Here is an 18,306-nt window from a genome sequence, read left to right as displayed (position 1 = left end):
GGCAGGATGACCGTGCGCCAACGTTTGCGCCTCAGTAGTTCTACGGAGAGATAGAATCGCCGCCATGGACATCTTCAAATCCTTCACGCTGGAAGCAGCGCACCGCTTGCCGAACGTCCCGCCCGGGCACAAGTGCGCGCGGTTGCACGGGCATTCGTTCCGCGTGGCGATCCACGTCTCGGGCGAGCCCGGCGCCGACACGGGCTGGGTCATGGATTTCGCCGACATCAAGTCGGCGTTCCGCCCGCTGTACGACCAGCTCGACCACCACTATCTGAACGACATCGAGGGCCTCGACAACCCGACGAGCGAAGTGCTCGCGAAGTGGATCTGGACGCGGCTGAAACCCGCGCTGCCGCAGTTGTCGGAAATCGTCGTCAACGAAACCTGCACGTCCGGTTGCCGCTACCGCGGCGATTGAGCCGCTCGCGTCAGATGCGCAACCGTGGATCGAGCTTGAGCGGCGTCAGGTGGTCCAGGCGCAGTTTCGCGAAGTCGGGATGCTGCGGATTCAGCACGATGTTGCACTCGCCGTCGCACAGTGCGCTCGGCACGCGAAGCGCGAGCGAATCCTGCGCCTTCGCCCAACGGTCGCCGATCTGTCGCACCGTGTCGCGATAGGGGCGTTCCTTCCAGTCGCTCGGCAGATCGAGTTGCGCGAGCACGCTGCTCATCGGCAACGTCGCCCGTGCGAGCAACAATTCATCCGGCGTCTCGCCTTCCAGGTGCACGAGGTATTCGAGCATCGCGGCGGCCGGCGACAACGAGGCGTACACGCCGGGCGTGCGGGGCGAGGTCCAGCGTCCACCCGAATCCGCACCGGAACCCGAAAACGGCTCCGACGCCTTGCGCGGCTCGATCACGCGATACACGTGCAATTGATCGCCCGTCAGGCCCAGTTCGTGCAAGGGCACCTGCGATTGCGTCGGCGTCGCGGTGACCGGTTGCGATTGCGACGGCGGATCGCTGGCGGGAAACGAATCGGCGATCGACATGTCCAGCGCCTGTTCTTTGGACTTGGTGGTGCTCATGCAGCTAGCGTCGTTCCGCGCCCGTTGCGCACGCGTGAATACGCCCTCGACAGGCGGCTGTTACAACGCGCGGGATGCACAGCCACGACGCTTCGGCCAATGATCGCCGACCGTCCGCGCGCGCCCTGCTGTTCGATGCGAACGGCGAGGACCGCCCGGTGGAAGATCCGCGCGCGCTCGACCTGGACGGTCTGACCGACGAAGAACTCGCGTGGATCGACATCGTCTCCGACGGCCGGGAGTCCACCGAAGCGCTCATGCGCGAACTCGGCCTGGAGCCGCACCTGATCGCACCGTTGTTCGACACCCACGGCGATCCGCTGGTCATGCGCAAAGGTTGGTACGCCGTGCGCGCCATCGCCCCGCGCTGGGTCGAGAAGGATGCGAACGTCCACGGCACGCCGTGGCTGCTCGTGGTCGGCCCCAATGTCGTGTTCACCGCGCATCGCGATCCGATCCCGTTCCTCGATGCGGTCGTCGCCCATCACGACCCGGCCTCGCACATCGGCGACCTGGACGCGGACAGCTTCGCCATTGCCCTGCTCGATCGCATGCTGACGGCGTACCACGCGGCGCTCGACGCGTTCGAAGCGCGCGTGGACCACATGGAGGTCGCGATGCTGCGCGGTGATGTCCGCGATGATTTCGCACGCGAACTCGGCGGCCTGCGGCGTGCGGTGGCGCGCTTTCGTCGCCTGCTCGGCTCGCATCGCGATCTGTTCGACGCGCTACGTCGCGCGGACTTCCGACCCGAGCAGGACGAACTCGTGCAGAAGCGCTTCCGCAGCGTCAGCGACCGCTACGAACGCGCGATGGACGCGGTGGAGAACGCGCGCAACCTGGTGGTCGGCAGTTTCGAATTGTTGGACACGCGGCTGTCGCAACGCACCAACGAAACGATGCGCCTGCTGACGTTCGTGACGGTGCTGCTCGGCACGCTTGCGGTGGTCGCGGGCATGCTCGGCATGAATTTCCACGCGAGCCTGTTCGACAGCGGCACGCGCGGCTTCTGGATCGCGGTGGGCGTGATGGTCGCGGTGCCGGTGTTCGCGCTTGCGCTCGCGCGATGGCGCGGGTGGTGGAAGCGGTGAAACATGGGGGCGGCGACATCGCGGTCGCCGCCCGCCCCATCACAGATGACCGCCCCTTGGCAGTTCATCGGACAACGTGTGCATCGGGCTGGCCGCCGGCGGTTCCTGGATGTCGCGATCGGCGCTTGCGAGGTTGGCGGCGCGCGAGGCGGCGCTCCTGCTGCTGCGCGCCTGCCCGCCCTTGCGTCCGGCGGCGCGTGCTTCTTCCGAATCGAACTCGTGGGCCACGCCTTGCGCATGGGCGGCTCGCCCGCCTTGCGCGGCGATGGTGCGTTGCTTCTCGGGATCCATCGATGCGAACCCGCGATTGCTGGTTCCTGTGCCTCGTGTTGCCATTGACGTTCTCCTTCACGCGCCCGGGGGATGGAGCGGCTCTTCAGTGACGCACGAACCGGGCCATTCATCCACGCGATGCGGAATGCGAGGCTCGTGCGGGAATTTCATTCCGCCGCTTCCGCCGCCTGGACGGCTGCCAGGTGGCTCTTCAGCTTCGGCAGGGTGTCGCTCGCGAGCAGGCGGACCGATTCGCTGAGCGTCCGGTCGGTGCTTGCCTGCGTGAACATCTGGATCGCCTTTTGGTGCTGGTCGCGGAACGTTGCGATCAAGCGTCCATCGAAGGCTTCGCCCTGCAGGTCGCCAAGATCCTTCGGCGCCTCGACGGTGGGCGGCGTGCCGAGCGTCGGCGCGATTGCAGTGACCTCGTCGCGCAAGGCGACGTGGTCGCCGTTCAACATGCGCGAAAGCTCCTTGTTTTTCGCGCTGCCGCGCGACATGCCGAGTTCGGTGGTGGCGATCTCTTCTTCGTTCGCGCGCGCTGCCGCCGACAGGAAGGACAGGTCTCCGGGATTGAGCTGCGCAGTCCCTGGCGTCGCGGCGCCCGGCGCCGCGGGTGCAATCGTCGAGGCTGTCGCGATCGTCGACGAGGACGCCGTGCCGCTGCGCGCGTCGCTGGTGGTGTCCGGCGCGGTGTTGCCGGTGCTGGGAGAAAGGTCGCCGTCCTCGCCCTGCTTGCGCCGATCGCAACCGCTCGTCGCAACGCACGTCGCCAGCAACAGCCACAGGTATTTGTGAGGGATGTGAAGACGCATCGGGCGGACTCCTGCTTTTCGGGGGATGCCTTCACGACGCAATCGCCATGCCTGCAGGCTGAATGCGCCGGAAAATAGTTCCGGGTGCGGAAAAAGTAGCTCGGCCTTCACCTCCGGATCGCTTACTGCGGAGTAAACCGCAACGCGTCCCCCGCCCCCGAGCCAGACATGGAAGCCTCCCAGTCGTCCGACAGGACGACGAGCGAAAACAACGCGATCCGCGCGCCGTCGCTGCTCATCGTCGACGACGATGTCGGCTTCGTGCACGCGACGGCGGAGGTCGCGCGGCTGGAAGGATTCGAAATCACCATCGCGAGCGAACTGAACCAGGCGCTGCATCGCATGCGCCAGCGCGACTACGATCTTGCGCTCGTCGACCTCGACCTGCCCGATGGCAACGGACTGCGATTGCTCGACGACATCGACGCGCAACGCACGCGCGCGGTGATCGTCACCGGCCGCCCTTCGGTCGAGTCGGCATTGCATTCGCTGCGCAGTTCCGTCGTCGACTATCTGGTCAAGCCCATCTGTCCCGAGCGACTGCGCGAACTGCTGCAGGCGGCCGCAACCGGCCGCCGGATCGCGCCACCGGTCGCCGCCACCCCGAACCACGGCATGGTCGGCGCCTCCCGCGGCTTCCAGTCGGTCTGCCGCATGATCGAAAAAGTCGCGCCGACCGACGCCGCCGTGCTCGTGCATGGCGAGAGCGGCGTGGGCAAGGAACTCGTCGCGCGCGCGATCCATGAAGCAAGCGGTTGCACGGGGCCATTCGTCGCGGTGAATTGTGGCGCGGTCGCCGGCGAGTTGCTCGCGAGCCAGCTGTTCGGCCACGAGAAAGGCAGCTTCACCGGTGCGTTCTCGCGGCACCTGGGCTTCCTGGAGCAAGCCGCGCACGGCACGCTGTTCCTCGACGAAATCACCGAGATGGCGCCGGTACTGCAGACGCATTTGTTGCGCGTCCTCGACTTCGGTTGCTACCGCCGCGTCGGCGGCCACGCGGACTTGCCGGTGGAAGTGCGCATCGTCTCGGCGACCAACCGCGACCCGCGCGATGCCGTCGCGAGCGGCCGTCTGCGCGAAGACCTGTACTACCGGCTCAGCGGTTTCGACATCGCGGTTCCGCCGCTGCGCGAACGCGACGGCGATGCGGTGCGACTGGCGAATGCGTTCCTCGCCGAACTCAATGCACGCGGTGGCACGCGCCACGCGTTTTCACCCGACACCATCGATGCGATCGCCCGGGCGGCGTGGCCAGGCAATGTGCGCGAGTTGCGCAACGCGGTGCAGCGCAGCTACATCCTCGCCGAGGACGGGATCGTGCGGCTCGCCCCACAGTCTTTCCCGAAACCGGCGGAGGAGTCGTCGCACACGATCACCTTCACGATCGGCACGTCGTTCGAGGAAATGGAACGACGGATCCTGCGCAAGACCTTGCAGCATTACGGGAACAACCGCCGGCGCGCAGCGGCTGCGTTGGGCATCACGGCACGGACGATCCGCAATCGCCTGGCGCGGGAACGTGGAGGCGTGGCGACGGAGGATGAGGAGGGCTAGGCGCCCTCCCCATCGATCGGATCAGTGGCGCTTGTTCTCTTCCTTCGTCTTGTCGGTTGATTGCGCCGCCGACGGCGCCTGCGAACGCGCCTGTTCCTGCGATTGCACGCGCAGCTGGTTGTTGATGTTCGACACACCGCCGATGCGCTCGACGAGGTCCTCCGCCGCATAGCGCATGCGACGTTCGTTGACGGTGCCGCTCAGGGTGACGTTGCCTTCGTTGACGTCGACCATGATCGAGCGCGCGTCGATGACGTGGCTGTCGGTCAGGCGTTCGTAGATGTCGTCGCGGATGCGTTCGTCGGAGCGCTTGTAATTCGCCGGTCCCATGCCGCGGAAGGAGGGCTTCGAGGGCGCGCCGCCGGTGTCGCGCTGTTGCGTGCCGAGATCCCAGCCGCTGCGGCTGCCGTAACCCGACGACGATCCATAACCCTGCCCGAACTCGGGTTCGCGTCCGGTCCGGCCACTCCCGGCCGATCCCAGGCCCATGCCGGTGCCGACGCGGAACTGGTCGTCGTTCCAGCGCTGCGCCCCGCTGTCGAAGTCGTCGTCCCAACCGGATGTCTCGTAACCGGTGTTGTAATCCTGCGGTGCATTGCGCTGCGGTTCGTTGCGCGACTGCGCGCCGTAGCCGGACGGGTTGGGTCGCCCGACGCCAGTGGTGCGCTGCTGGTAATCGCGTTCTTCGCGCATGCGCGACTGATCGCGTTCGCCGTAATCGCGCCCGCCGAAATCGCGGTTGGTGCCGGCGCCCTGGCGGCCGTAACCCTGCGTGTTCTCGCCCCACTCGCGACCGCTGCCGGCGTAGCTGCCGCGACCGCTGCCGCCGTACCCGTACTCGTTGCCGCCGTATTGGCTGCCGCCGATGCCGGATTCGAACTGCTGGTCGTCGCGTTGTTCGCGATCCTGCCGCAACCACTGCGGCTCGGGGTTGTAAGTGTCGCGCAAGCCCCGCGTGAAGCGCTGGTCGTCCTGTTGCGACCGTGCTTCTTCGTTGCGCTGGCGCTCCGTGTCGCGGCCGCCGTGACGGCCCTGCTGATGATCTCGATCTCGATGGTTCATGCAAATCTCCTGCTGGCGTTGTCGTGGACTCCGCGGGCCGAAAATACGAGCGGCGCGGTTACGCGCCGATGAGGTCATCCGGGTGCCGTCGCAACTGAATGCAGGGCGCCGGAAAGCGCTTCCGCCTCACGCCGGTTCCACATGGGGTTGGCGAAAGTGCACAGCTTCGCGAGACGAGCTCTCCACCGAGGGAACGCCGTGACGCAACCCGACGATGACCACGACGCCACCCCGCACTCCTTGCGCGATGGCGTTCACGACTTGCGCAACGTCCTGAATGCCGTCCAGATGAACGCCTACGCCGCGCGCCAACTCGTCGACGAGCCTGCACGCACCCTCGCCTGCCTGACACGCATCGAAGCGGCGGTCGAGCGCGGCAATGGCGTGCTTGCGCACCTGCCCGCGGACGAAACCCTGTCGACGGCCGCGCTGATCCTGCGCGAGCGCCTGCACGGCGACATCGATGTCGCCTGCGATGGCGACGAATCGGCGACCGTCCCCGGCTTGCTTCGCCAGGCCCTGTGCGTGGTTGCCGTCGAAAGCCAGGCCCTGGGCGCCAATGCATTCCGCCTGCGCGCGCGCGGCGGCGCGAACGGCGAACTCACCTGCGATGCGCACGGCCTGGCCGCGCCCGGCCCGATCGCAACGGCATTGGCCGGATCGAAAGTGACGGAATTGCGCGTCAGCGCCGAGCGCGCAGAGGGCGGATGGACATTCCGTTGGGCCCTGCCGCCCCTACAGTGAAGAGCGCCTTCACACCGCCCCTACCCGCGTGACGATAGCGTGCGCATCTGTTTGCCCGTGGGGACGGGCACCGGAGGTTCAGTGAACAACGAAAGCCAGCCCGCCCGGCGTCCACGTCGCGGCGCAGCCACAGCAACGCCGGCAGAAACCGTCGTTGCACCATCGCCTGCCGTCGACGCCAACGTCGCCGAACAACTGCAACAACTCCTGAGGGCCATGAACTCGGTCCGCGAAGGCGACTTCTCGGTCCAGTTGCCGCCGCATTGGGAAGGGTTGTCGGGCAAGCTCGCCGATGCCTTCAACGACATCGTCACCCAGAACAAGCGCCTGGCGAACGACCTTGCGCGCGTTGCGCAACGCGTCGGCGGCGAAGGCCGTACGCGCCAGCGCATGCCCGCGGCGAATCGCCAGGGTGCGTGGTCGGACATGGAGTCGTCGGTCAACGGGCTCATCCGCGACATGGCGCGCCCGATCGAAACGATGACCGAGGCGATGGCCGCGGTCGCCAAGGGCGATCTGTCGCGCACCGTGCCGCTGGATTCCGACGGCCGCCCGCTGCAGGGCGAATTCCTGCGCGCGGCCGGCATCGTGAACCGGATGCTCGAACAGATGTCCGAGTTCTCCTCGGAAGTGACGCGCGTGGCGCTCGAAGTGGGTACCGCCGGCCGCCTCGGCGGCCAGGCGAAGGTGAAAGGCGTGTCGGGCGTGTGGAAGGACCTCACCGACTCGGTGAACCAGATGGCCTCCAACCTCACCGCGCAGGTGCGCAACATTTCCGAAGTGACGATCGCCGTGGCGAACGGCGACTTGTCGCGCAAGATCACCGTGGACGTGCGCGGCGAGATCCTGCAGCTGAAGGAAGCCATCAACACGATGGTGGACCAGTTGCGCGGCTTCGCCTCGGAAGTGACGCGCGTGGCGCGCGAAGTGGGTACCGAAGGCAAGCTCGGCGGCCAGGCGATCGTGCCGGGTGTCGCGGGCACGTGGAAGGACTTGACCGACTCGGTCAACGCGATGGCCTCCAACCTGACCTCGCAGGTCCGCAACATCGCCGAAGTGACGACCGCCGTTGCGAAGGGCGACCTCTCGCGCAAGATCACGGTGGACGTGCGCGGCGAAATCCTGGAACTGAAGAACACCATCAACACGATGGTCGACCAGCTCAACGGCTTCGCGGCGGAAGTGACGCGCGTTGCGCGCGAAGTGGGTTCCGAAGGCCGCCTCGGCGGCCAGGCGCAGGTGCCCGACGTCGCCGGCACATGGAAGGACCTCACCGACTCGGTGAACTCCATGGCCTCCAACCTGACCTCGCAGGTGCGAAACATTGCAGAAGTGACCACCGCGGTGGCGAAGGGCGACCTTTCGCGCAAGATCACCGTGGACGTGCGCGGCGAAATCCTCGAGCTCAAGGACACCATCAACACGATGGTCGATCAGCTCAACGGCTTCGCGGCGGAAGTGACGCGCGTTGCGCGCGAAGTGGGTACCGAAGGCAAGCTCGGTGGCCAGGCGCAGGTGCCCGGTGTCGCGGGCACGTGGGCGGACTTGACCGACTCGGTCAACGCAATGGCCTCCAACCTCACCTCGCAGGTTCGAAACATCGCCGAGGTGACGACCGCGGTGGCGAAGGGCGACCTCTCGCGCAAGATCACGGTGGACGTGCGCGGCGAAATCCTGGAACTGAAGAACACCATCAACGTCATGGTGGACCAGCTCAACGGCTTCGCGGCGGAAGTGACGCGCGTTGCACGTGAAGTGGGCACCGAAGGCAAGCTCGGCGGCCAGGCGCAGGTGCCCGGCGTCGCCGGCACGTGGAAGGATCTCACCGACAACGTCAACTCGATGGCGTCCAACCTCACGGCGCAGGTGCGCAACATCGCCGAAGTGACGACCGCCGTGGCGAAGGGCGACCTCTCGCGCAAGATCGCGGTGGACGTGCGCGGCGAGATCCTGCAGTTGAAGGAAACCATCAACACGATGGTCGACCAGCTCAACGGTTTCGCGGCAGAAGTGACGCGCGTGGCGCGCGAAGTCGGTACCGAGGGCAAACTCGGTGGCCAGGCGCAGGTGCCCGGCGTCGCGGGCACGTGGAAGGATTTGACCGACAACGTGAACTCGATGGCGTCCAACCTCACCACGCAGGTGCGCAACATCGCCGAAGTCGCGACCGCGGTGGCGAAGGGCGACCTTTCGCGCAAGATCGCGGTCGATGCGCAGGGCGAAATCCTGCAGCTGAAATCGACGATCAACGTGATGGTGGACCAGCTCAACGGCTTCGCGGCGGAAGTGACGCGCGTTGCGCGTGAAGTGGGTACCGAAGGCAAGCTGGGCGGCCAGGCGCAGGTGCCCGGCGTCGCCGGCACGTGGAAGGACCTCACCGACAACGTCAACTCGATGGGCGCCAACCTCACCACGCAGGTGCGCGGCATCGCGAAGGTCGTGACGGCGGTGGCCAACGGCGACCTGCACCAGAAACTGACGGTGGAAGCGAAGGGCGAAATCGCCGAACTCGCCGACACCATCAACTCGATGACCGAGACGCTGGAAATCTTCGCCGACCAGGTGACGACGGTGGCGCGCGAAGTCGGCGTCGAAGGGCGCCTGGGCGGCCAGGCGAACGTGCCGGGTACCGCGGGCATCTGGAAGGACCTCACCGCGAACGTGAACCAGCTCGCGGCCAACCTCACCACGCAGGTCCGCGCGATCGCGGAGGTCGCGACCTCCGTGACGCAGGGCGATCTCACCCGTTCGATCCAGGTGGACGTGCGCGGCGAACTCGCCGACCTGAAGGACAACATCAACGCGATGATCGGCACGTTGCGCGCAACGACCGAATCCAACCGCGAGCAGGACTGGCTGAAGACCAACCTGGCGAAGTTCTCGGGAATGATGCAGGGCCAGCGCGACATGATCACGCTGGGCCACATGCTGTTGTCGGAACTCGCGCCGCTGGTCTACGCGCAGCAAGGCGTGCTCTACATCGTCGAAATCGACGAACGCCGCGGCCGCAATCGCCTGCGCCAGCTGGCCGGTTATGCCGACGCGAGCGCCAACGACGACGAACCGCGTTACGTCGAGTTCGGCCGCGGCCTGATCGGGCAATGCGCCGCGCAGGCCGAGATGATCGTGATCAACGACGTGCCGGCCGGGACGGTGCAGATCGAATCGGGCCTGATCAGCGCGGTACCACGGAGCGTCGTCGTGCTGCCGGTGCTGTTCGAAGACCAGGTCAAGGCAGTGATCGAACTGGCCTCGCTGACGGAGTTCACGCCTTCGCAGCGTGCGTTCCTCGAACAACTGTCCGGCTCCATCGGCATCGTGCTCAACACCATCGAAGCGACGATGCGCACCGAGCGCCTGCTCTCGCAGTCGCAGCAGCTCGCCGGCGAACTGCAGTCGCAGCAGAAGGAATTGCAGCAGACCAACGAGGACATCGCGCTCAAGGCCACGTTGCTGGCCGAGCAGAAGACCGAGGTGGAGCGCAAGAACCAGGAAATCGAACAGGCCCGTCGCGCGCTGGAGGAAAAGGCGGCCGAACTGGCGCTCACGTCGCGCTACAAGTCCGAGTTCCTGGCGAACATGTCGCACGAACTGCGCACGCCGCTCAATTCGATCCTCATCCTCGGCCAGCAGTTGGCCGAGAACCCGGACGAAAACCTCAGCGACCGCCAGGTCGAATTCGCCAAGACGATCCATGCCGCCGGTTCCGACCTGCTGCACCTGATCTCCGACATCCTGGATCTGTCGAAGATCGAATCGGGCACGGTCACCGTCGACAGCGAAGAGATCGCCTTCTCGCACCTGCGCGAAAACCTGGAGCGCGGTTTCCGCCACGAAGCCGAACGCCGCCGCCTGGATTTCTCGGTCGACTTCCCGACCGATGTCGGCCGCGTCTTCCATTCCGACCCCAAGCGCCTGCAACAGATCCTCAAGAACCTGTTGTCCAACGCGCTGAAGTTCACCGAGCGCGGCAGCGTGCGCCTCGCCGCGCGCGTGGCCACGCACGGCTGGACCGAAGGTCACCCGGTGCTCGACAGCGCGCCGACGGTCATCGCCTTCGACGTGACCGACACGGGCATCGGCATCTCCTCGGAGAAGCAGCGCATCGTGTTCGAAGCGTTCCAGCAGGCCGATGCGGGCACCTCGCGCAAATACGGCGGCACGGGCCTCGGCCTTGCCATCTCCCGCGAAATCGCGGGCCTGCTGGGCGGCGAATTGCGATTGCAATCAGCGCCGGGCAAGGGCTCGACGTTCACGCTGTACCTGCCGCTGGATTACGTGGGTTCGGGCGAACCGGTCCGCAACGTGCTCGGCCAACAGACGCAGGCGGTCACCGCCGACCAGAGTTTCCCCGAACTGATCGAAGTGGCGGACGACCGCGATCAACTGCATCCGGACAAGCCCATCCTGCTGGTGATCGAGGATGATCCGACTTACGCGGCGATCCTGCGCGACCTCGCACGTTCGCGCGGCTTCCAGGTCCTCACCGCCAACCGCGGCGCCGAAGCGTTGCGACTGGTGCGCGATTTCGCGGTCAATGCGATCACGCTCGACATCTTCCTGCCCGACATGCTCGGCTGGACGGTGCTGGCGCGCCTGAAGCAGGACTCCACGACCCGCCACATCCCCGTGCAGATCGTCACCATCGAAGAAGAGCGGCACCACTCGATCGAGCGCGGTGCATTCTCCTACCTCGCCAAGCCCTCGAACCCCGAGTCGATCGAACAGGCGCTGGAACGCATTCGCGAATACACGCTGCCGCGCACAAAACGGCTGCTCATCGTGGAGGACGATGATCGCGAACGGATGAGCATCGAAGAACTCTTGCGCCACGACGACATCTCCATCGACACCGCACAGACCGGCGAACAGGCGCTCCAGTCGCTCGCCGACAACGACTACGATTGCGTGGTGCTCGACCTGCGCCTGCCCGACATGACCGGCCTGGACCTGCTGGACCGCGTGCAGGAACAGCCGAAGCTGCACGAGCTGCCGATCGTCGTGTTCACCGGCAAGGAACTCACCGCTGCCGAAGACGCGTACCTGCGCAAGGCTGCGCGCAGCGTGGTCATCAAGGGCGTGGAATCGCCCGAGCGGCTGCTGGATGAAACCGCCCTGTTCCTGCACCGCGTGATCGCCGACCTGCCACCGCAGAAGCAACGCATGGTGCAGCGCCTGCACGAAACCGACGACGCGCTGAAGTCCAAGCGCGTGCTCGTGGTCGACGACGACGTGCGCAACATCTTCGCGCTGTCCAGCGTGCTCGAACGCCACGGCATGAGCGTCATCACCGCCGGCACGGGGCACGAAGCGATCGAAAAGGTCGCCGAAGACCCCGACATCGACCTGGTGCTGATGGACATCATGATGCCCGGCATGGACGGCTACGACACGATGCGCGCGATCCGCGGCATGCCCGACGCGCGCGCCTTGCCGATCGTCGCGCTCACCGCGAAGGCGATGAAGGGCGACCGTGAAAAGTGCCTGGAAGCCGGCGCGTCCGATTACCTCGCCAAACCCGTCGTGACCGACCAGCTGCTCGGAGTGTTGCGCCAATGGCTGCATCGCTGACACCCCTGCCCCTCGGGCCGGGCCATACGCCGGTCAACATCCTGCTGGTCGACGACCAGCCGGGGCGCTTGCTGACGTATCGGGCGATCCTCGAGCCGCTCGGCGAGCGGCTGGTCGATGCGAGCAGCGGCCCGGAGGCGCTGCAGAAACTGATGCAGGACGAGTTCGCGGTGATCCTGCTCGACGTCAACATGCCCGGCATGGATGGCTTCGAGACGGCGAGCCTGATCCACCAGCATCCGCGTTTCGAACGCACGCCGATCATCTTCGTCACGGCCGTCAACGTCTCCGACCTGGACCGCATGCGCGGTTACAAGCTCGGCGCCGTGGACTACGTGATGGTGCCGGTGATCCCGGAGATCCTGCGTTCGAAGGTGGTCGTGCTTGCCGAGCTGTTCCGCAAGCGCCGCGAACTGCAGCTGGCCAATGAGCGCCTCGCCGCCGCGAACGAAGCGCTGCGCACCGAAAAGGCGCGAGAGCTGGAGTTGCTCAACGAATCGCTGCGCCTGGCGAACGTGGAACTCGCGCAGCGCAACGTGGATCTGCAATCGGAGATCGGCGAACGCGCGCGCGCCGAAGCACAGTTGCGCGAACTCGATCGTCGCAAGGACGAGTTCCTCGCCACGCTCGCGCACGAATTGCGTAATCCGATCGCGCCGCTGCGCAACGCGGTCAGCATCCGCAAGCTCACCGGCAGCGACGATCCCTTCCAGGCCATGATGGAACGCCAGCTCGGTTTGCTGGTGCGCCTGATCGACGACCTGCTGGACGTCGCGCGCATCAGCCGCGGCAAGCTGGTGCTGAAACCCGAGCCGACGACGCTGCAGCAGATCCTGCACGCGGCGATCGAAACGGCATCGCCCGTCCTCGAAGCCGGCGCGCATCCCTTGCAACTGGCGTTGCCGGAAATGGCGTTGCCGATGCTCGCCGACGGCGAGCGCCTGTCGCAGGTGTTTTCGAACCTGCTCAGCAACGCGGCGAAATATTCCGACGCCGGGCGGACGATCGAAGTCGTCGCGCAGCGCGATGGCCAATTCGTCACCGTCAGCGTGCACGACCGCGGCATCGGCCTGACGCGACAACAGATCGACGAAGTCTTCGAACTGTTCGCCCAGGTCGACACGTCGGTCGAACGTGCGCGCGGCGGCCTGGGCATCGGCCTGACGCTGGTCAAGCAACTGGTCGAGATGCACGGCGGCGCGATCCGCTGCGAAAGCCCGGGCCTCGGCCACGGCAGCGTGTTCACCGTGACCCTGCCCTTGCGCGACGTCGCCATCGAGACGGCGCATGCACCCGCACCCGCGATTGCGGCACCCGCGCGTACGGTGCGCGCGCGTTCGCGCCGCATCCTGGTGCTCGACGACAATCGCGACGCGGCCGACACGCTGGCGATGATGCTGGAGATCCTCGGGCACGAAGTGACGCGGCTCTACGATCCGCACCAGGCGGTCGCGGAAGTCGAGCGCTTCGATCCCGACCTGGTGTTCCTCGACATCGGCATGCCGAGCCTGAGTGGCTATGAGCTTGCGCGCCAGTTGCGGGCGCTGCCGGGCGGCGCGCGCCGCGTGCTCGTGGCCGTCACCGGTTGGGGCCAGCCCGATGATCGCCGGCGAACGGCCGAAGCCGGCTTCGACCATCACCTGGTCAAGCCGCCGGACCTGGATATCGTGCGCAGCATCTGCGACGAAACCGAAACACGGACCGCGTGATGGCGCACGAAGAGCCTCGCAGCGGCAGTCCGTGGTTCAATCGGCTCGCACACGATCTGCGCAGCCCGCTTTCGTCGCTGCAGACCGCGGCCTACCTGTTGCGCACCGACCCCGGCGGCGCGACGGCGAAGGAGTTGTCGGACATCGTCGTGCGGCAGTCGCAGCGCATGGCGCGCATGATCGACGAGCTCGACGATTGGTCGCGCGCGCAACAACAACGGCTGGTGGATCGACGCGAACGCGTCGAACTGGGCGGCATCCTCGACATGGCGGCCGGTTCGGTGCACGGCAGCAACGTCGATCCTTGCTATGCCGACGGATCGGCGGACGCGATGATCCTTGCCGATTCGTCTCGCCTGGCCCAGATGTTCCGCACGTTGCTCGAACAGTCCCTGGCGCGCGATGCGCAGGGCGCGCGTGTCGACGTGTCGTCGAATGGCACCACCGTCGAAGTCGTGTTCGCCGACAACGGGCCTGCCGTGGACGAGGCCGTGCGTGCGCAATTGCTGGAAGCCCCACAGATTCCGCCGCCCGACGAAGGACTCGGCCTGCGGCTGCTGATCGCCAAGGCGATCATCGAAGCGCATGCGGGCACGTTCATGATCGAAGGGCCCGGCGAGGGCGCAATGCAGCGCTTGCGTTGCGTGCTGCCGGTCGCGTCGTAACGCGCTTCAAAGCTTCGGCAGCTTCTGGTCCTTCGCGCCGGCCAGATCCCAGATCGGCGCGTCGACGCGCTGCATCGCATCCTTCAACTTGAAGCGATCCGGCGCCCGCACCTTGGCGAACTCATCCCACGTCACCGGCATCGCCACCGGTGCGCCGGGCCGCGCGCGCAGCGAGAAGCTCGACACGGCGGTGGCGCCGCGCCCGTTGCGCAACCAATCGATGAAGACCCGTCCTTCGCGCTTGGCCTTGCTCATCGTCGCGACGTAGCGCTGCGGCGCGCGTTCTTCCATCGCATGCGCGAAGCGGTCGCAGAAATCTCGGGACTGGTCCCATGTGTACCGCTTCGCGATCGGCACGACCAGATGCACGCCCTTGCCGCCGCTCAGGCGCGGGAAGGATGTCAGCCCGAGATCTTGCAGTGCATCGCGCAGCTCGCGCGCCGCCGCCTTGATCTTCGGCCAGCCGATGCCCGGATCCGGGTCGAGATCGAAAATCAGGCGATCGGGCTTTTCGAGGGTCTTCACCTTCGAACCCCACGGATGGAATTCGATGACGTTCATCTGCGCGAGCGACAACACGCCGGGCAGGTCGTCGAGCCATGCGTATTCGGCGCGCTTGCCGTCGTTCTCGGCGATTTCGATGCGATGCAGGGCCTTGCCGAACGCGGGCCCCAAGTGTTTCTGGAAGAACCGCTCGCCCTGGATGCCGTCAGGACAACGCACGACCGACATCAGGCGCTCGCCCGAATCTTCCAGCAAGCGCTGCGCGACGGTTTCGTAATAGTTGAAGACCTGCCGCTTGGTGATGCCGACATCCGGATACACCACGCGGTCGGGCGAAGACAGCGTCGGCAGCGCCGGCTTGCGTGCGGCCACGCGTCAGGCGCTCTTCTTGCTCTTGCTCGTGGACTTCGCAGGCGCCTTCTTCGTCGCGGGCTTCTTCGAGGCCTTGCGCGCGGTCGCCTTGGCCGGCGCCTCGCCCTTCTTCTCCAGGCTCTTCTTGAGCAGGGACATGAAGTCGACCACGTTGGTCGTCGCTTCCGGGGCCGCCGCCTCTTCTTCGACCGTCGTCGTGGCGCCCTTCTGCTTCAGGCGCTTCTTGATCGCGGCCGACAGGCGTTCCTTGAATTCGTTCTTGTAGTCTTCGGGATTGAAGTCGCTGGCCATCGATTCGAGCAGCGTCGTCGCCATCTCCATTTCCTTCGGCGTGACATGCCACTTGGTCGCGTTGCCTTCGGGAATGTTGTACTCCTCGAGCGGGACGACCTCTTCCGGGAAGCGCAGCAGCATCAGCATCAGCGCGTCGTCCTGGGGAAGTACCATCGAGAGGTATTCCTTCGTGCGGATCACCACGCGGCCGATGCCGACCTTCCCGGTCTTCTTCAGCACTTCGCGCAGCAGCACGTAGCCCTTCTCGGCTTTCTTGCCGGGCACCAGCACGTAGGGTTTCTCGATGTACGCCGGGCTGATCTGTTCGCGGTCGACGAAGGCCTCGATGTCGATCACCTCGCGGTTTTCGCTCGCCGCGTTGGCCAGGTCCTCGGGTTCGAGCACCACGTAGTTGCCCTTGGAGTATTCGAAGGCCTTGACGATTTCCTTCCAGGGCACTTCCTCGCCCGTCTCGGCATTCACGCGCTCGTACTTCACCGGCGCCTTGTTGCGCGCATCCATCATCCGGAAATGCAGCTCGGTGCGTTTTTCGCCCGTCATCAGCTGGATCGGGATGTTGAGGAGGCCGAACGAGAGGGTGCCGTTCCAGATCGGGCGGGCTGCCATGACCGCGAACTCCAGGGGCGGGTGGGCTGTGAAGCGTCGCGCCGTGCAGGTGGGGGCGGCGTGAATGGCTCTGCCTGACGTAACAGGCTGATTTCACGCAGGTTACGGATTCCGGAACGAGGCGACGAACGGTTGTTGCACTGCACCATGGATCGGCCTATGCTGCGCCGCACCATTCGGTAATCCGCCGAGTGGACCCACGTGGAGTCCCCCCATGTACCAGCAGATCAACGAGCAGTTGGCTGCCGCCTCGCGCCAGTTCGCGGACACCGCGGCCCAGATCAACAAGCTCGCCCTCGACAACGCCACCCAGGTCTTCGGCCTGCAGATGGCCGCGCTCGAAGCCGGCGCCAACGCGACCTTCGCGTTCTTCGGCGAAGTCGCCGAAGCCCGCAACCCCGACCAGTTCAAGGCCGTTTGGCCGAAGGGCCTGCAGGTCGCCCGTGAGAACGCCGAGCGTTCGATCGCCACCGGCCAGGACGTCATCGGCCGCACGCTGAAGACGAACGAAGCCATCGGCCAGGTCGCCAAGGCGCAGTTCGAAGCGCAGGCGAAGAACGCGACCGACCAGGTCGCGAAGGCGGCGCAGGCCGGCAAGGCCAAGTAAGACCCGGTCCTTCCCGCGCAAGTGGGGATCGACCCCGAAAGCCTCCCCCGAAAGAGGGAGGCTTTTTGTATTGACGTACTGTGTGCCGCAATGTACCGTGCGCCGCAAGTCACAAGGCGAAGCACCGTGGACATGCGCGAGACCACTGCTGTCGAGAGCGCGGGACCGAAGCTGGAAGGCGAACTCCGCCGCGGCGCACTGGTGCTCGCCGTCCTCTCGCAACTGCGTGAGGTGCAGTACGGCTATTCGCTGCGGCAGGCATTGGCCCAGCGCGGCATGCCGATCGAGGAAGGCACGCTCTACCCGTTGCTGCGCAGGCTCGAGGCGCAGGGCGTGCTCGCGTCGGAATGGCGGATCGAAGAAGGCCCGCCCCGCCGTTACTACCGCTTGAACGACGCAGGCGAGGCGTTGCTCGCCGAACTGACCGGTACGTGGAATGCCCTGGTGCACACCATGGCCGGCCTGATTGGGAGCGGGAAATGAACCCGAACGCCGTCATCGAATCCTACGTGGAAGACGTCATGCGTCGCGTGCCGATCAAGGAACGCAACGACATCGGCTTCGAGCTGCGTGCACTGCTCACCGAAATGCTCGACGACCGCGCGCAGACCGCAGGCAAGCCCGCGGACGATGCCATGGTGCTGGCGATGTTGCGCGAATTCGGCCTGCCAGCCGACATCGCCGCGCGGTACCGCGCCCCTGGCTTCGTGTTGCTTCCGCCGGAACGCACGCGCGCATTCGCGTGGTTGTCGCTCGGCGGCATCGCGTTGCAATGGGCGCTCACCCTTCCGCGCGTCGCCGAAGGCGAATCCATCGGCACGTGGTGGCTGACCTGGGGCCTCGGCGCGTTCTGGTGGCCGGGCTTCATGTCGATGATGGCGTTGATCGGCGCCTGGATCCGCCAATGGCGCACGACGACGCCGGCGTGGTCGCCGCGCGACGTCGATCCGGATCGCGTGAACCGCGGCGCGCTTGCCTTCGGGCTGACATGGATCGCGATCGGCGTGACGCTGATGATCGGGCTGCCGTGGATCGCCGCGCAGTTGCCCGAACCCTTCCCGAAGATCTTCGCGTTCGACCCGGCGTTCCTGCGCACGCGCGCGTGGATGATCCTCGCGCTGTGGCTGGGTCACTTCGCGCTGTTGGTGTCCGTCCTGGCGAAGGGGCGCTGGTCGCCTGCGACGCGGCGCATCGACTTGTTCTCCAGTGTCGCGTGGCTCGCGATGCTCGGCTGGCTGATCGTGTCCGGGCCCATCTTCAGCGCGCACCTGACCACGCAGGGCGCGCGATTCGGGCTGTGCATCGTGTTCCTCTGCGTGCTCGTCGACGTCGGCGTCAAGGTGTACCGCATGCAGCCGCGCCTGCATGTACCGAAGATCGCCGCGCGGCACTGAAGAAAAAAACCCCG

At 66.1% G+C, this 18,306-nt stretch carries 16 protein-coding genes; 10 read left to right on the top strand and 6 right to left on the bottom strand.

All coding sequences use genetic code 11. The annotated features are described in order from the left end of the window. The first annotated feature begins 64 nt into the window (after window positions 1-64). On the top strand, window positions 65-421 hold the full coding sequence (gene queD, locus ACXJJ8_RS13305) for a 6-carboxytetrahydropterin synthase QueD (RefSeq protein ID WP_499030899.1): 357 nt from the start codon (window positions 65-67) through the stop codon (window positions 419-421). Window positions 422-431: 10 nt separating this feature from the next. On the opposite strand, the gene ACXJJ8_RS13300 is transcribed toward queD, so the two are convergent. After that, window positions 432-1,031, bottom strand: coding sequence for an RES family NAD+ phosphorylase (locus ACXJJ8_RS13300; RefSeq protein ID WP_499030896.1), 600 nt, complete (start codon window positions 1,029-1,031; stop codon window positions 432-434). A 74-nt stretch (window positions 1,032-1,105) separates the two neighbouring features. Between ACXJJ8_RS13300 and ACXJJ8_RS13295 the strand changes: the two genes are divergently transcribed. After that, window positions 1,106-2,122 carry a magnesium transporter CorA family protein gene (locus ACXJJ8_RS13295; RefSeq protein WP_499030894.1) on the top strand — a complete coding sequence of 339 codons (1,017 nt, stop codon included), beginning with the start codon at window positions 1,106-1,108 and terminating at the stop codon, window positions 2,120-2,122. A 39-nt stretch (window positions 2,123-2,161) separates the two neighbouring features. On the opposite strand, the gene ACXJJ8_RS13290 is transcribed toward ACXJJ8_RS13295, so the two are convergent. Together ACXJJ8_RS13290 and ACXJJ8_RS13285 are read right to left on the bottom strand one after the other, a co-directional pair. Further along, entirely contained in the window at window positions 2,162-2,458 is a 297-nt protein-coding gene (locus ACXJJ8_RS13290; RefSeq protein ID WP_499030892.1) for a KGG domain-containing protein, read from the bottom strand. 104 nt (window positions 2,459-2,562) lie between these two features. After that, on the bottom strand, window positions 2,563-3,210 hold the full coding sequence (locus ACXJJ8_RS13285; protein WP_499030889.1) for a DUF4142 domain-containing protein: 648 nt from the start codon (window positions 3,208-3,210) through the stop codon (window positions 2,563-2,565). Between the two features lie 168 nt (window positions 3,211-3,378). Here ACXJJ8_RS13285 and ACXJJ8_RS13280 point away from each other — a divergent pair, with 168 nt between their 5' ends. Next, window positions 3,379-4,764 carry a sigma-54-dependent transcriptional regulator gene (locus ACXJJ8_RS13280; protein ID WP_499030886.1) on the top strand — a complete coding sequence of 462 codons (1,386 nt, stop codon included), beginning with the start codon at window positions 3,379-3,381 and terminating at the stop codon, window positions 4,762-4,764. A gap of 21 nt (window positions 4,765-4,785) precedes the next feature. On the opposite strand, the gene ACXJJ8_RS13275 is transcribed toward ACXJJ8_RS13280, so the two are convergent. Then, entirely contained in the window at window positions 4,786-5,826 is a 1,041-nt protein-coding gene (locus tag ACXJJ8_RS13275) for a BON domain-containing protein (RefSeq protein ID WP_499030884.1), read from the bottom strand. Between the two features lie 198 nt (window positions 5,827-6,024). Between ACXJJ8_RS13275 and ACXJJ8_RS13270 the strand changes: the two genes are divergently transcribed. From ACXJJ8_RS13270 to ACXJJ8_RS13255, 4 genes are all read left to right on the top strand, one after another. Beyond that, window positions 6,025-6,570: a hypothetical protein gene (locus ACXJJ8_RS13270; RefSeq protein WP_499030881.1), complete on the top strand. Its 546-nt coding sequence runs from the start codon at window positions 6,025-6,027 to the stop codon at window positions 6,568-6,570. Window positions 6,571-6,786: 216 nt separating this feature from the next. Then, window positions 6,787-12,141, top strand: a complete 5,355-nt coding sequence (locus ACXJJ8_RS13265; RefSeq protein ID WP_499030879.1) for a HAMP domain-containing protein — start codon at window positions 6,787-6,789, stop codon at window positions 12,139-12,141. After that, window positions 12,126-13,850: a response regulator gene (locus ACXJJ8_RS13260; protein WP_499030876.1), complete on the top strand. Its 1,725-nt coding sequence runs from the start codon at window positions 12,126-12,128 to the stop codon at window positions 13,848-13,850. The genes ACXJJ8_RS13265 and ACXJJ8_RS13260 overlap by 16 nt, the downstream gene beginning before the upstream one ends. Then, window positions 13,850-14,515 carry a sensor histidine kinase gene (locus tag ACXJJ8_RS13255; protein ID WP_499030874.1) on the top strand — a complete coding sequence of 222 codons (666 nt, stop codon included), beginning with the start codon at window positions 13,850-13,852 and terminating at the stop codon, window positions 14,513-14,515. The genes ACXJJ8_RS13260 and ACXJJ8_RS13255 overlap by 1 nt, the downstream gene beginning before the upstream one ends. 6 nt (window positions 14,516-14,521) lie before the next feature. Here the strand turns inward: ACXJJ8_RS13255 and ligD are convergent, their stop codons facing one another. Continuing rightward, entirely contained in the window at window positions 14,522-15,391 is an 870-nt protein-coding gene (gene ligD, locus ACXJJ8_RS13250) for a non-homologous end-joining DNA ligase (RefSeq protein WP_499030871.1), read from the bottom strand. A gap of 3 nt (window positions 15,392-15,394) precedes the next feature. Next, window positions 15,395-16,291 carry a non-homologous end joining protein Ku gene (gene ku, locus ACXJJ8_RS13245; RefSeq protein WP_499030869.1) on the bottom strand — a complete coding sequence of 299 codons (897 nt, stop codon included), beginning with the start codon at window positions 16,289-16,291 and terminating at the stop codon, window positions 15,395-15,397. A 214-nt stretch (window positions 16,292-16,505) separates the two neighbouring features. Between ku and ACXJJ8_RS13240 the strand changes: the two genes are divergently transcribed. The 3 genes from ACXJJ8_RS13240 (at window position 16,506) to ACXJJ8_RS13230 (ending at window position 18,292) form a co-directional block, all read left to right on the top strand. Then, a complete protein-coding gene (locus ACXJJ8_RS13240) occupies window positions 16,506-16,898 on the top strand; it encodes a phasin family protein (RefSeq protein ID WP_499030866.1) in 393 nt (130 codons plus the stop codon). Between the two features lie 132 nt (window positions 16,899-17,030). After that, window positions 17,031-17,381, top strand: coding sequence for a PadR family transcriptional regulator (locus ACXJJ8_RS13235; RefSeq protein ID WP_499030863.1), 351 nt, complete (start codon window positions 17,031-17,033; stop codon window positions 17,379-17,381). Further along, a complete protein-coding gene (locus tag ACXJJ8_RS13230) occupies window positions 17,378-18,292 on the top strand; it encodes a hypothetical protein (protein ID WP_499030860.1) in 915 nt (304 codons plus the stop codon). The genes ACXJJ8_RS13235 and ACXJJ8_RS13230 overlap by 4 nt, the downstream gene beginning before the upstream one ends. Window positions 18,293-18,306: the final 14 nt, after the last annotated feature.

It is taken from the genome of Lysobacter sp. P5_C4 (assembly GCF_054049695.1).
Note: the sequence above shows the minus strand (reverse complement) of the source record. Positions and strands in the feature narration are given on the sequence as shown.

Coding starts and splice junctions, on each gene's coding strand:
- ACXJJ8_RS13275 (WP_499030884.1), bottom strand. CDS start 5,826: ATGAACCATCGAGATCGAGATCATCAGCAGGGCCGTCACGGCGGCCGC.
- ACXJJ8_RS13265 (WP_499030879.1), top strand. CDS start 6,787: ATGAACTCGGTCCGCGAAGGCGACTTCTCGGTCCAGTTGCCGCCGCAT.
- ACXJJ8_RS13295 (WP_499030894.1), top strand. CDS start 1,106: ATGCACAGCCACGACGCTTCGGCCAATGATCGCCGACCGTCCGCGCGC.
- ACXJJ8_RS13300 (WP_499030896.1), bottom strand. CDS start 1,031: ATGAGCACCACCAAGTCCAAAGAACAGGCGCTGGACATGTCGATCGCC.
- ACXJJ8_RS13240 (WP_499030866.1), top strand. CDS start 16,506: ATGTACCAGCAGATCAACGAGCAGTTGGCTGCCGCCTCGCGCCAGTTC.
- ACXJJ8_RS13285 (WP_499030889.1), bottom strand. CDS start 3,210: ATGCGTCTTCACATCCCTCACAAATACCTGTGGCTGTTGCTGGCGACG.
- ACXJJ8_RS13290 (WP_499030892.1), bottom strand. CDS start 2,458: ATGGCAACACGAGGCACAGGAACCAGCAATCGCGGGTTCGCATCGATG.
- ACXJJ8_RS13235 (WP_499030863.1), top strand. CDS start 17,031: ATGCGCGAGACCACTGCTGTCGAGAGCGCGGGACCGAAGCTGGAAGGC.
- ku (WP_499030869.1), bottom strand. CDS start 16,291: ATGGCAGCCCGCCCGATCTGGAACGGCACCCTCTCGTTCGGCCTCCTC.
- ACXJJ8_RS13230 (WP_499030860.1), top strand. CDS start 17,378: ATGAACCCGAACGCCGTCATCGAATCCTACGTGGAAGACGTCATGCGT.
- ACXJJ8_RS13280 (WP_499030886.1), top strand. CDS start 3,379: ATGGAAGCCTCCCAGTCGTCCGACAGGACGACGAGCGAAAACAACGCG.
- ACXJJ8_RS13260 (WP_499030876.1), top strand. CDS start 12,126: ATGGCTGCATCGCTGACACCCCTGCCCCTCGGGCCGGGCCATACGCCG.
- ACXJJ8_RS13255 (WP_499030874.1), top strand. CDS start 13,850: ATGGCGCACGAAGAGCCTCGCAGCGGCAGTCCGTGGTTCAATCGGCTC.
- queD (WP_499030899.1), top strand. CDS start 65: ATGGACATCTTCAAATCCTTCACGCTGGAAGCAGCGCACCGCTTGCCG.